Source organism: Streptomyces griseus, assembly GCF_900460065.1.
In the GTDB taxonomy this organism is placed as follows: domain Bacteria; phylum Actinomycetota; class Actinomycetes; order Streptomycetales; family Streptomycetaceae; genus Streptomyces; species Streptomyces griseus.
The window spans coordinates 152,822-165,845 of record NZ_UAVD01000001.1 but is presented as its reverse complement, the minus strand read 5'-3'; the positions used below and the strand labels follow the sequence as shown (position 1 = coordinate 165,845).

Here is a 13,024-nt window from a genome sequence, read left to right as displayed (position 1 = left end):
CAGCATCAAAGGCCCTGACCTTATCGGTCAGGGCCTTTGTCGTGCCCCCGCCCCTCTCCTCCCCCGCCGCCCTCATGACGTATGTCATGAACAGCGGTGACAGCGCGCACTGCTCGCGGGCCGGTTCCGGCGGAAACCTTGGAGCATGACCAGCGACGACATTCTCAGCGACCGCGTGGACGGTCCCGTGATCGAGGCGAACGAGGTACGCCGACGCTACGCCGGCGGCTTCGAGGCCGTGTCCGGGATCTCCTTCTCCGTGGCCCGCGGTGAACTGTTCGCGCTGCTCGGGACGAACGGCGCGGGCAAGACCTCCACCGTGGAACTCCTCGAAGGACTGGCGCCGCCCACCGACGGGACGGTGCGGGTCCTCGGCCACGACCCGTACCGCGAACGCGCCGCCGTCCGCCCCCGTACCGGGGTGATGCTCCAGGAAGGCGGCTTCCCCTCCGACCTCACGGTCATGGAGACCGTACGCATGTGGTCGGCCTGCACCACCGGCGCACGCCCGGCCGGCGAGGCCCTGGAGATGGTCGGCCTGACCCACCGGGCCGGCGTACGGGTCAAGCAGCTGTCCGGCGGCGAGAAGCGCCGCCTCGACCTGGCGCTCGCCCTGACCTCCCGGCCCGAGGTGCTCTTCCTCGACGAGCCGACGACCGGTCTGGACGCCGAGGGCCGGCAGGAGACCTGGGAGCTCGTCCGGGCGCTGCGGGACAACGGCACGACCGTGCTGCTGACCACGCACTACCTGGAGGAGGCCGAGGCGCTCGCGGACCGGCTGGCGATCATGCATCAGGGGAGGATCGTGACGACCGGGACCATCGCCGAGGTGACCGCGCGGCAGCCCGCCAGGATCCGGTTCGTGCTGCCCGAGGCCGTGCCGGCGTCGCGCCTCCCGCTCTCCCTGCGGGCGGCGGCGGAAGGTTCCCGGGTCGAGATCCGCACCCCCGCCCTCCAGGAGTCGCTGCACGAACTCCTGGAGTGGGCCCGGGAGTCCGGCGTACGGCTGCACGGTCTCGACGCCCGCTCCGCCTCCCTGGAAGAGGCCTTCCTCGACATCGCGAAGACCCAGCACGCGCCCCGGGACCAGGACCCGCGCCAGGTCCACGACCGCTCCGGCCGCTCCGGCGGCACGAAGACCGCGAAGAACTCGAAGAAGGTGACGGCATGACGACCACCACGACCCCCGCCCGCGACCGGACGACCGCCGGCTCCCCCACGGGCGCGGCGGCCGTGGCCCGGCGGCTGACCGCCCTCGGCCGCGCCGAGCTGATCCTCCTGGTGCGCAACCGGACCGCGATCGTGGTGGCCCTGCTGCTGCCCGTCACGATGATCTTCGCGATGCGGTCCTCGCTCGAACAGATCGACCTCGGCGGCACCGGGCTCACCGTCGCGGGCGCCACCCTGACCGGCGGCATCGGCATGGTGCTCGTCCAGGTCGTCTACATGAACCTCGTCTCCGCCTACGTCGCCCGGCGGGAGGAACTCGTCCTGAAGCGGCTGCGCACCGGCGAGATCTCCGACCGCGAGATCCTCGTCGGGACCGCGCTGCCGTCCGTCGCGCTGGCGCTCGCCCAGTGCGTGCTGCTGGTGGTGGCCGGCGCGATCGCCTTCGATCTGAGCGCCCCGCACCGCCCCGACCTGCTGCTGGCCGGACTGCTGCTGGGCTTCGTCCTGATGTCCGGCCTCGCGGCGGCGACCACCGTGATCACCCGGACGGTGCAGACCTCGCAGCTCACCACGTTGCCGCTGTTCTTCGTCTCGATGTTCGGCTCCGGGCTGTTCATCCCGCTGGCGATCTTCCCGGACAAGCTGGCGGCCGTCCTGGAACTGCTGCCGATGACGGGCGTGATGACGCTGATCCGGCACGGCTGGCTCGGCGGCGTGGAGAGCGGCGACCTGTTCACGGCCGGGGTGACCGCGCTGGCCTGGACCGCTTTCGGCGTGTTTGCTGTGCGACGGTGGTTCCGCTGGGACCCGCGCGGCTGACATGAAGGGGCTGAGGGGTGTGATCGGTCGGGTGACGGGCTGGCGGCGCGGCTGGCACGAGCGCAGCAAACTCCAGCGCATCGACCTCTACACCCGGGTGACGCTCTGCTCGATCACCTGGTTCTTCGCGGTGTCCTGGGGGCTGCTGCCGCTCGGCGACGCCCTGGACGAGGGGCCGACGGCGATCACCCTCGCCGGAGCGTTCCTCGCCGCCAACGTCGCCCAGTCCGTGCTGAGCAACCGGAACGTGGGGCCCGCCTTCGACGACTACCGGGGGACCGCGCCGTTCCCGCCGGGGAGGCTGCGCCTGCCCGTGGCGCTCCAGGTGGTGATGACCGGCCTCCTGGTGGCCCTCGCGGCGGTGGGCGGCGTGCGGGACGAGGGGCTCGTCCTGCTGGTCCTGGACCTGCCGGTGGCGTTCGGCATCCCGTACGTCCTGCTCGTCCCGGTCCGGACCTTCCTGCTCCGGTCCGCCGTCTTCGCGGCCACCGTGGTGGGGCTCCTGGCGGCCGTGGGCGTGCCGGGCGGGCTGCTGTTCGGGGCGTTCGTCTCGCTGGTCGTCGTGGTCCTGCTGGTGCTCGTCTCGGCCCGGCCGAGCGTCTGGAGCCTGTCCGTGATGTGGCAGGCGGAGGAGGCGCGGGACATGCAGGCCCGGCTGGCGGTGGCGGAGGAGCGGCTGCGGTTCGGCCGCGACATGCACGACGTGCTGGGCCGGAACCTCTCGGTGATCGCCCTCAAGAGTGAGCTGGCCGTGGAGCTGGCGCAGCGCGGGAACCCCGCGGCGATGGATCAGATGGTCGAGGTGCAGCGGATCGCGCGCGCCTCCCAGCAGGAGGTCCGCGATGTCGTGCGCGGCTACCGGGAGGCCGACCTGCCCACCGAACTGATGGGCGCACAGGGCGTGTTGCGGGCCGCCGGAATCACCTGCACCGTCGAGGGCGCGGACGGCCCGGCCGGCATCGGGGCCCCCGCCGCCGTGCAGGCCGCGCTCGGCTGGGTGGTCCGCGAGACCGCGACGAACGTCCTGCGCCACGGCGACCCGCGCCACTGCTGGATCCGGCTCGCGCGGACGCGGGACGCGGTGGTCCTGGAGGTCGAGAACGACGGGGCCGGCGCCACCCGCCCGCTCGGCGGCACGGACGACGGCGGCGGCGGTTCGGGGCTGGCCGGGCTGCGGGTGCGGCTCGGCGCGCTCGGCGGATCGCTCACCGCCGGAGCCGTCGGAAACGACGACGACCTCTTCCGGGTGACGGCGACGGTGCCGCTCACGGCCCCCCGCCCGGCCGCCGACGGCCGCCCCGCACCGCCCCCCGGCCCCTCCCCCGCCCCTTCCGCCCTCCCGGAGGAACGATGACCACCGCGCAGCCCCTGCGGGTCCTGCTGGCCGACGACGAGCACCTGATCCGGGGCGCGCTGGCCGCACTGCTCGCCCTGGAGGAGGACCTCGTCGTGGTCGCGGAGGCGGCGAGCGGCCCCGAGGCGCTGGCGATGGCCCTGGCGCACCGGCCCGACGTCGCCGTCCTGGACCTCCAGATGCCGGGCGCGGACGGTGTGAAGGTCGCCACATCGCTGCGTACGGAACTGCCCCACTGCCGCACCATGATCGTGACCAGCCACGGCCGCCCCGGGCACCTCAAGCGGGCCCTGGCCGCCGGTGTGAGGGGCTTCGTGCCGAAGACGGTCAGCGCCCGTCGGCTGGCGGAGATCATCCGCACCGTCCACGCCGGAAACCGTTACGTGGACCCCGAGTTGGCGGCCGACGCGATCTCCGCCGGGGACTCCCCGCTGACCGCCCGGGAGGCCGAGGTCCTCGAACTCGCGGCGGACGGGGCCCCGGTCGCGGAGATCGCGGAGCGGGCCTCGCTCTCGCAGGGGACGGTCCGCAACTACCTCTCCTCGGCCGCCACCAAGATCGGCGCGGAGAACCGGCACACGGCGGTGCGTCTCGCACGCGAGCGGGGTTGGGTATAGTAGGCATCGCGCTGCGGCGCACTGCGGACGTAGCTCAGTTGGTAGAGCGCAACCTTGCCAAGGTTGAGGTCGCCAGTTCGAACCTGGTCGTCCGCTCCAGATGGAGGAAGCCCCGGTCCTTTCGGATCGGGGCTTCCCGCGTTTCCGCCGGGCCGGTACCGGCTCACGGCGTTCCCGCCGGCCGCGTACCGGCCTGTGGCTACGCCCAGTTGGTGCCGGTCAGCACCTCGTACGCCTCGATGTACTTGGCGCGGGTCGCCGCCACGATCTCCGGGGGCAGCGCCGGGGGCGGCTGCTCGCTCGCGCGGTCCCAGCCGGAGGCCGGCGAGGTCAGCCAGTCGCGCACGAACTGCTTGTCGTAGCTGGGCTGAGCCCGGCCGGGCTCCCAGGTGGCGGCGGGCCAGAAGCGCGAGGAGTCCGGGGTCAGCACCTCGTCGGCGATGATCAGCCGCTCGGTCCCGTCCTCGGCGGTCTCGAAGCCGAACTCGAACTTGGTGTCGGCGAGGATGATCCCGCGCCCGTGCGCGATGTCGCGGGCCCGGCGGTAGACGTCGAGCGTGGTGCGCCGCAGCTCGGCCGCCGTCTCCGGACCGACCTCGCGGGCGATGTCCTCGTAGCTGACGTTCTCGTCGTGGTCGCCGACGGCCGCCTTGGTGGCCGGGGTGAAGATCGGGCCGGGCAGCTCGGACCCGTTGACCAGCCCCTCGGGGAGACCGATGCCGCAGACCGTACGGGTGGCGTCGTACTCGACGAGCCCGGAGCCGGTGAGATAGCCGCGGGCCACGCACTCGACCTCGACCATGCGCAGGCTCTTGCAGATGAGGGTGCGTCCCGCCCAGTCGGCCGGGGCGCCCGGGGGCAGCTCGGTCGAGATGACGTGGTTGGGCACGAGGTCGGCGAGCTGGTCGAACCACCAGAGCGAGAGCCGGGTGAGGACCCGGCCCTTGTCGGGGATCTCGGTGGGCAGGACCCAGTCGTACGCGGAGATACGGTCGCTGGCGACCATGACGAGGTCGCCCGCCTCGTTCCGGTACAGGTCACGCACCTTGCCGGTGTGCAGGTGGGTGAGGCCCGGAACCTGTACGGGCTCGGGCTTTTCTACAAAACCGGACACGGTGCCTCCGCGTAGATTGATCCAGGAGCGGTTCCGATTGTCCCGTATCCACGGCCCGGTCCGCGCCCGGGGCCCGGCGAACGGGCGCAGCGGGTTCCGGGGACCTGTCCCGGTCCCGCTCGCGGATCCGGCCGGGGATCGAGGCGGCCCCCCTCACCGGCCCGGCCGGGAACCCGGTCAGTCCCGCTTGCAGATCCGGTCGAGGAGGTTGGCCGTGGCCCGCTGGATCCGCGGGTCCGTGTGCCCGGGTCTGTCCAGGGCCGGGGACCAGGCGAAGGTGCCGGAGGCGAAGACGAGCGCGCCGGAGGGTGCTTGGTAGAGCGAGGTCTCCTGGTGCCGGGTGGCGCCCTCGGAGTCCTCGTACGGGGAGTGGGCGAGCAGGATCCTGTTGTCGTGCTCGGGCAGGCTGGTGCGCGGGAAGTAGCGGTCGGCCTCGCCGGCGACCAGGCCCGGGATCTCGTCGCCCTCGACCGCCCCCGTCGAGTCCCAGAGCCAGTGCTCGGCGTTGCGCACGACGAGCGGGCGGGGATCGGGCACCCGGCCCGCGTACTGGATGCCCAGGAGCTGCTGCTCGGCCCGGTCCACCTCGCGCCACAGGGCGGACTTGCCGGGCCCCCGGCGCTTGCGGCAGGTCAGCAGCCGGTCCGCCTCGCCGGAGGCCGACGGGGCGAGGCCCACCTGCCAGTACATGGTGTTGGCCGAGAGGAAGACGAGCGAGGTGCCGGAGTCCCGCGCGCGCTCGGCGGCCCGGCGCATCGGCAGCGTCCAGTACTCGTCGTGGCCGGGGAAGACCAGGCCCCGGTAGCGGCTGGGGTCGACGCGGCCCGCGTGCAGGTCGCGGGCGTCGGCGTAGGCGAGGTCGTAGCCGTACCGCTCGGCCCAGCGGATGAAGTCGTACGCGTGCCCGACGTGCAGCGGCAGCCCGGCCCCGGCGTACGGGCGGTCGAAGGAGATCGTGACGGCGGCGTCCTCCTCGCCGAGCAGCCGCCCCCGCTCGTCCCACGCGTGGTAGAGGCTGGCGCCGGTGCGCCCGTCCTCCGGATAGAGGTTGTACGCCTGCCAGGTGATGTCGGGCAGCAGGAGCAGCAGGTCGGCGGGGTGGTCGTGGCGGACGGTGAAGGGGATGTGCGAGCGGTAGCCGTCGGCGGTGGTCAGGACGGCCACATACGCGCCGACCGACCAGTAGCTCGGGATCTGGAGCCGCCAGGACATCCACCAGTGGTGGCAGGAGACGGTCCGGTCGGCGGCGAGCGGCGGGGGCTGGACGATGCCGGAGAGCCGGGGGCTCGTGGTGATCTTGGCCGCGCCGTCGCCGCCGTAGTGACCGATCCGGTAGACGTCGACGGAGAACTGCTGGGGCGGGTCCACCGTGATGTGGAAGTCGATGGCCTCGCCGGGGGCCGCCGCGCCGGGCGAGACGAAGCCCTTGATCTGACGGTGCACGTCGTCGGCCGTGCGGGTGCCACCGCCGGTGGAGCGGGCGAGGTCGGCGTACCAGGGGACCACCTGGCCGGTGTCGTCGAAGTAGTTCTCGCTGCCGCGCAACCAGGGCAGCGGGCCCTGCCCGAAGGGATCGCTCACCGCGTGCGCGAGGGCGCCCGACTCCCACCGGCGAATCTGCTCCGCCCCCATGCCGCGCCCCTCCCTCGGATCCCCCGGACAGCTCTGGAGGATCCCCCGGACAACTCTGGTGCGCCGAATGTCAGCGCCGATCCCCAGCACATCACATAACGCACGCGGTTCGTCACCCTTCGTCGCTAATTGACGGGACCGAGGCTGTCCGATTCCCGTCGGTTTCCGGTCGACGGGACCCGGGAAGGCCCGGTGAGCTCCGGGAAACCTGTTTGTCGGACCGGTCGGGCCGGTCGGAACTCGTCATCGGGCTGGACGGACCGGTGGCTCGTCGTCGGACCGGGCGGGCCGCTGCTCGTCGTCGGACCGGGCGGCCTCGTGCGGCGGGCGGGACAGCGGCCCGGTCGACCTCCCGGGGGAGCGAGAGCGCGGCCCGGCCCGGTCGGCCTCTCGGGCGAGCGGACGGCGGCCTCGGGTTCAGACCAGCCGGACCGGCTTGTCGGAGCGCACGCCCACCTCGGCGAGCCAGGACAGCAGCGGATCCGGATCGCCGTCCTCGACGAGGCTGAGGACCGGGGTCGTGAGGTCCGCCCGGCGTTCGCCGCCGACGAGCAGGGCGGGACCGTCCAGCCAGTCGAGTCCGGGGGCCGCGCCCGCCGTGTCGACGGCGGCGCAGCAGACCATGGCCGCGACGTGGTCGGCGAGCAGCTCGGTGCCCGTACGCGGCGGCTGGAGCGGGAAGAGGGGCAGCGGTCCCGGCCCCCAGAGGTCGAGGGGGTCGTCGGCCGCACCGGCCCCGGGAACGCCGTGCTGCGGGCCGCCGCGCCCCGGGGCCTCGGCCTCCTCACGGGCGACGGCCGCGCCGATGCCCGCAGCGAGCTCCTCGCCCGGACAGCCGGGTCCGCCGGAACCGGACAGATGCTCCATGACCCGGGCCAGTGTGGGAACGGCCGGGTCGGCGGCGGTGGCCCGGGGAACACCCAGGGTGTCCAGGACCCGGTGCAGCCGGGCCGCTTCCGTACGCCATTTGCGGTCGACGACCTCGTCGGGATACTGCTGCCAGTCCACCGGCGCCCAGCCCGGACCGCTCTCGGCGGGTCCGCCGTGAAAGAGCCGGGCCGCGAGCAGGGACGCCGCCTCGTCGGCCACCCCGGGCTCCTCCAGCAGGTCGCAGGCGGGCCGCTCGCCCAGACGCAGGGCGAAGTCGTCGGCCAGCCGGTCCCGGCGGGACAGCTCGGTGAGCGCGGCGACGACCCCGGCGTCCAGCCGGGAGGGCCAGCGGCCCATCCGCCAGGCGGGCAGCGCCACCCGGGTCAGCAGCCGGTCCCAGCCGGCATAGGCGAGGCCGACCTGTTCCTGGGCGGAGATCCGCAGCCCGTGGTCGACCGTCTGGGCCCGCATGGACGCGGCGGCCGCCACACAGCGCTCCATCTCGGCGGCATGGCCCCGGCAGGCCCGCAGCAGCAGCCGGGAGACCCAGCCGGCGAAGGCGAGCGGCGCCCCGCGCACCGCGCCCCGGCCGGGGGCGGCGGCATCGGCGATCGAGGCGTCGAGGCCCCGGACGAAGCGGCGGGCGGCGGCTATGTCGGGGTGCGCGGACGGGCCGGTGCCCGCCACCACGGGGGCGAGGACGGCGCGGAGCTCGGCGACCCGCATCCACCACAGGAACGGCGAGCCGATGACCAGGACGGGTGCGGCGTCCGCGGCCTCCGCCCCGGCCCCGGTGCCCCTGCGGAGCGCACGGTGCGTCCGGTCCTCCAGCCAGCTGTCGCAGTCCGGGGTGAGCGCTATGGCCGAGGGCGCGGGCACGTCGAGCCGGTCGGCCAGGTCCCGGACCAGGCGGTAGAGGTCGGGGGCCCCTTCCTCCGGCACGGGCACGGTCGGGCTCACGGCGGGCCGCGCGCGGGCCACCGAGACGGCGACCAGGACGGTCACCAGCAGCACGAGGACCGCGACGGCGAGGACGGTCCAGCGCACGGCGTCCCAGGCCGGACCGGCCAGATGCCCCTGTGCGCCCGCCGCGAACAGCACGACGGCGACGGCCGCGGGCAGGATCGCCACGGCCAGGGCCCTGCCGCGGATCCGCAGCAGGGAGAGCGCTCGGGCCTGTGCGGCCCGCGCCCCCAGCTCCTCACCCACATCGATACCGGACACGGCCGGACGTCACCCCCTCTGCCACGCGACGGTGTTGCTCACTCCCCCACTGTGGCACCCGTCGCCGACATCGCAATGCCGGTGGGCCAAGTGCCCGAACGCTTGCGCCGCACCCTAGTTGGGGCTCCGGCAGCCGTCATCCGGATGGCCCAGTCGTCACCCGATGGAATGGCTTTGGGCAAAGCTGCTGACGTGTTCGCGTCCATGGGCAAGTGCCCCGGCCGCCCGCGCCCGACACCGCGCCCCGGACAGGAAGCAGCCCCTCGCGCTGCCGCGTACGCCGGTGGCGTACGGGGGCGGGCGGAGGGGCTGCTTGGCCTGGGACCGCGGGGGCCGGGGTCCGGGGCCGCGAGGCCGTTGGTCCGGGACCGCGAGGCCGTTGGTCCGCGAGGCCGGTGCTCGTGGCCCGGGGCCCCGGCCTGTCGGCCGGGGCGGACGGACGGGCACGTGGGTGGGTCTCAGTCCCGCGAAGCCTTCAGGGCGATGTCCGTACGGTGCTGGGAGCCGTCCAGGCGGATCCGGCCGAGCGCGGTGTAGGCGCGCTCCCGGGCCGCCGTGAGGTCCTTGCCGGTCGCGGTCACCGAGAGGACCCGGCCGCCCGCGCTGAGCACCGCGTCGCCCTCGGCGCGGGTCCCGGCGTGCAGGACGTACGCCTCCGGGGCATCCTGCGCCGCGACGTCCGCGAGCCCGTCGATCGGGTCGCCGGTGCGCGGGGTGTCCGGGTAGTTGTGCGAGGCGATGACCACGGTGACGGCGGCGTCGTCGCGCCAGTTCAGCGGCGGGAGGGCGTCGAGGGTGCCGTTGGCGGAGGCGAGCAGGACACCGGCCAGCGGGGTCTTCAGCCGGGCCAGGACGACCTGGGTCTCGGGGTCGCCGAACCGGGCGTTGAACTCGATGACCCGCACGCCGCGCGAGGTGATCGCGAGGCCCGCGTAGAGCAGCCCGGAGAAGGGCGTGCCCCGCCGGCGCAGCTCGTCGACGGTCGGCTGGAGCACGGTTTCGAGGACCTCGTCGACCAGCTTGGGATCCGCCCACGGAAGCGGGGAGTAGGCGCCCATGCCGCCGGTGTTCGGGCCCTCGTCGCCGTCCAGGGCCCGCTTGAAGTCCTGGGCGGGCTGGAGCGGCACGACGGTGGTGCCGTCGGTGATCGCGAAGAGGCTGACCTCGGGGCCGTCGAGGAACTCCTCGATGACCACGCGGTCGCAGGAGAGCGCGTGGGCCCGGGCCACGGCCACGTCCTCGGTGACGACGACGCCCTTGCCGGCCGCGAGGCCGTCGTCCTTGACCACGTACGGGGCGCCGAAGGCGTCGAGGGCCTCGTCGATCTCCGCGGGGGTGGTGCAGACGTAACTGCGGGCGGTGGGGACTCCGGCCCCGGCCATGACGTCCTTGGCGAACGCCTTGGAGCCTTCCAGCCGCGCCGCCTCGCCGGAGGGGCCGAAGCAGGGGATGCCGGCCGCGCGCACGGCGTCGGCGACCCCGGCGACGAGCGGCGCCTCCGGGCCGACGACCACCAGCCCGGCGCCCAGCTCGGTCGCGAGGCGCGCGACGGCGTCACCGTCGAGCGCGTCGACCGGGTGCAGTTCGGCCACCTCTGCGATGCCGGCGTTGCCGGGGGCGCAGTACAGAGCGGTGACCTCGGGGTCGAGGGACAGAGAGCGGCACAGGGCGTGTTCGCGGGCGCCGCCGCCGATGACGAGGACCTTCACGGGGTGCAGCCTAACCGCCGGGCGCGGGGAGCCCCGACGGCCGCCGGTCCGTGGACGGGCGGCCTCCCGTGCTACGCGTCACCGCGGCGCTCCTGGTCGCGCCTCGTCGCTCCGCGCCACCGCTCGCCGGTCCTGGTCACTGCTCGTTGGTGAACTCCTCGACGACCGTGGCGCCCAGCTCGCGGACGATCAGCTCGTGGCCGGAGAGGGCGGAGTCGACGAGATCCGGATCGTCGGCCTCGGGGGTGTCGTCCTCGGGCGCGACGTTGCGCGGCGGCTCGGCCCCGTAGGAGCTGTGGGAGGCCTCGGGCGCGGGCCGGCCCTCGCGGTCCTGCGACGGTGCGGAGGAGGGCGGCGGCTGCTGGGGCGCCGGCGCGGGCTGGTACTGCGGCGAGGGCGCCGACTGCTGCGGGGCCGCGTGCTGGGGCCGGGGCTCGTACGCGACCGGGGCGGCGGGGGCCGCCGGGGCGGGCTGGTACTGCGGGGCGGGGCGGGCGGCACCCGCGCCGGGCCCCGGGGGCGTCCCGCCGCCGGTGGTGTCGATGACCGCTTCGATGCGCCACTGGGCGTTGAACCGTTCGAGGAGGGCCTGCTTCAGGACCTCCTCGCTGCCGCTGCCGGCGAAGTTGTCGCGGGCGCCGGCGTTGAGGAAGCCGATCCGGAGCGTCGTCCCGTCGAACCCGGCGACCTGGGCGTTCTGGCTGAGCAGGATCCAGGTGAAGCGCCGGCGGTTCTTGACCGCCTCCAGGATGTCCGGCCACATGTTCCGCACCTGGGCGGCGCCCTGGGCCATGCTCTGCCCGCCCTCGGGCGCGGCCGGAGCGGCGGGGGCCGCCGGGGCCGCCTGGGCGGCGGCGACGGGGCGCGGGGCGGCGGGGGCCGGGCCGCTGCCGGGGACGGACGCGGTGGGCCAGCCGCCGGGGCGACGGGCCTGTTCCGTGCCGGCCGCGGCGGGCCAGGACCCGGGCCGCTGGGCGGGCTCGGGGGCCTGCGGGGCAGGCGGGTGGGCCTCGGCGGGAGCGGGCTGCGGGGCGGGCGGCGCGTAGGCGGGAGCGGCGGGCGGCGCCTCGCCCCGTACGGCGGGGCGGGCCGTGTCCGGGCCCGCGGCCTGGGGGGCGTGGGCCTGGGGGGCGTGGGTCTGGGGGGCGTGCGCGTCGGGGCCCGGTGCGTACCCCATCGGGGCGGCGGGGGGCGGGGCGGCGAACCCGGCGGCAGCGGCGGCCGAGGCCCCGCGCTCCAGCCGGTCGAGGCGGGCCTGCAGCGACCGCTCGTCGTCGTAGGCGGCGGGCAGCAGGACCCGGGCGCAGATCAGCTCCACCTGGAGGCGGGGCGAGGTGGCGCCGCGCATCTCGGTGAGCCCGTCGTTGACCAGGTCGGCGGCGCGGCTGAGCTCGGCGGCGCCGAAGACGGAGGCCTGGGCCTGCATGCGCTCGACGACATCGGCGGGCGCGTCGATGAGCCCCTTCTCCCCGGCGTCGGGCACGGCGGCGAGGATCACCAGATCGCGCAGCCGCTCCAGGAGATCCGCCACGAACCGGCGTGGATCGTTGCCGCCCTCGATGACCCGGTCGACGACCTCGAAGGCGGCGGCCCCGTCGCCGGCGGCGAAGGCGTCGACGATCGAGTCGAGCAGCGAGCCGTCGGTGTACCCGAGGAGCGAGGTGGCCATGGCGTATGTCACACCGTCGTCGCCCGCACCGGCCAGCAACTGGTCCATGACGGACATCGAGTCACGCACGGACCCGGCCCCGGCGCGCACGACGAGCGGAAGGACGCCGTCCTCGACGGGGCTGTTCTCCCGCCCGCATACATCGGCGAGATAGCTGCGCAAGGTCCCCGGGGGCACCAGCCGGAACGGGTAGTGGTGCGTACGCGACCGGATCGTCCCGATGACCTTCTCGGGCTCGGTCGTCGCGAAGATGAACTTGAGGTGCTCCGGCGGCTCCTCGACCACCTTCAGCAGGGCGTTGAAGCCCGCCGGGGTGACCATGTGCGCCTCGTCGATGATGTAGATCTTGTAGCGGCTGGAGGCGGGCCCGAAGAAGGCCTTCTCCCGCAGATCACGGGCGTCGTCCACACCACCGTGCGAGGCGGCGTCGATCTCGATCACATCGATGGACCCCGGCCCGTTGCGCGCGAGGTCCTGGCAGGACTGGCACTCTCCGCACGGGGTCGGCGTGGGCCCCTGCTCGCAGTTCAGACAGCGGGCGAGGATGCGCGCGCTGGTCGTCTTCCCACAGCCGCGCGGCCCGCTGAACAGGTACGCGTGATTGACCCGGTTGTTCCGCAGGGCCTGCTGGAGCGGGTCAGTGACATGCTCCTGACCGATGACCTCGGCGAACGACTCGGGGCGGTAGCGGCGGTACAGCGCAAGGGACGACACACCTACGAGGTTATCGGGGCCGACCGACAACCGGCCCCACACCGCCCGGGCCCTCGCCCCGGGGCTCTCCGCACGCGGACGACGCCGCACGCCCCGGCCCCGTCCGGGGGCCGCCCCCGGCGGCACCCTCCC

General features: G+C 74.4%; 9 protein-coding genes and 1 tRNA gene. 5 read left to right on the top strand and 5 right to left on the bottom strand.

Annotation, left to right across the window (positions count from 1 at the left end):
- The first annotated feature begins 145 nt into the window (after positions 1-145).
- From DTB53_RS00645 to DTB53_RS00625, 5 genes are all read left to right on the top strand, one after another.
- Complete coding sequence (locus tag DTB53_RS00645; protein WP_012380201.1) at positions 146-1,171, top strand: ABC transporter ATP-binding protein; 1,026 nt, start codon at positions 146-148, stop codon at positions 1,169-1,171.
- A complete protein-coding gene (locus DTB53_RS00640; protein WP_003968030.1) occupies positions 1,168-1,989 on the top strand; it encodes an ABC transporter permease in 822 nt (273 codons plus the stop codon). The genes DTB53_RS00645 and DTB53_RS00640 overlap by 4 nt, the downstream gene beginning before the upstream one ends.
- Before the next feature lies 1 nt (position 1,990).
- On the top strand, positions 1,991-3,343 hold the full coding sequence (locus DTB53_RS00635) for a sensor histidine kinase (protein WP_012380200.1): 1,353 nt from the start codon (positions 1,991-1,993) through the stop codon (positions 3,341-3,343).
- Positions 3,340-3,960 carry a response regulator transcription factor gene (locus DTB53_RS00630; protein WP_003968028.1) on the top strand — a complete coding sequence of 207 codons (621 nt, stop codon included), beginning with the start codon at positions 3,340-3,342 and terminating at the stop codon, positions 3,958-3,960. The genes DTB53_RS00635 and DTB53_RS00630 overlap by 4 nt, the downstream gene beginning before the upstream one ends.
- Before the next feature lie 23 nt (positions 3,961-3,983).
- Positions 3,984-4,059: transfer RNA gene (locus tag DTB53_RS00625), tRNA-Gly, on the top strand.
- 100 nt (positions 4,060-4,159) lie between these two features.
- Here the strand turns inward: DTB53_RS00625 and DTB53_RS00620 are convergent.
- The 5 genes from DTB53_RS00620 to DTB53_RS00600 form a co-directional block, all read right to left on the bottom strand.
- Positions 4,160-5,074, bottom strand: coding sequence for a phosphoribosylaminoimidazolesuccinocarboxamide synthase (locus DTB53_RS00620; RefSeq protein WP_003968027.1), 915 nt, complete (start codon positions 5,072-5,074; stop codon positions 4,160-4,162).
- A 177-nt stretch (positions 5,075-5,251) separates the two neighbouring features.
- On the bottom strand, positions 5,252-6,706 hold the full coding sequence (locus DTB53_RS00615) for a N,N-dimethylformamidase beta subunit family domain-containing protein (protein ID WP_003968026.1): 1,455 nt from the start codon (positions 6,704-6,706) through the stop codon (positions 5,252-5,254).
- Between the two features lie 417 nt (positions 6,707-7,123).
- Positions 7,124-8,800, bottom strand: a complete 1,677-nt coding sequence (locus DTB53_RS00610) for a M48 family metalloprotease (protein ID WP_012380199.1) — start codon at positions 8,798-8,800, stop codon at positions 7,124-7,126.
- Between the two features lie 458 nt (positions 8,801-9,258).
- Positions 9,259-10,509 (bottom strand): phosphoribosylamine--glycine ligase, encoded by a 1,251-nt coding sequence (gene purD, locus DTB53_RS00605; protein ID WP_012380198.1) that lies wholly within the window; start codon positions 10,507-10,509, stop codon positions 9,259-9,261.
- A 136-nt stretch (positions 10,510-10,645) separates the two neighbouring features.
- Positions 10,646-12,892 carry a DNA polymerase III subunit gamma and tau gene (locus tag DTB53_RS00600; RefSeq protein WP_012380197.1) on the bottom strand — a complete coding sequence of 749 codons (2,247 nt, stop codon included), beginning with the start codon at positions 12,890-12,892 and terminating at the stop codon, positions 10,646-10,648.
- Positions 12,893-13,024 lie beyond the last annotated feature (132 nt).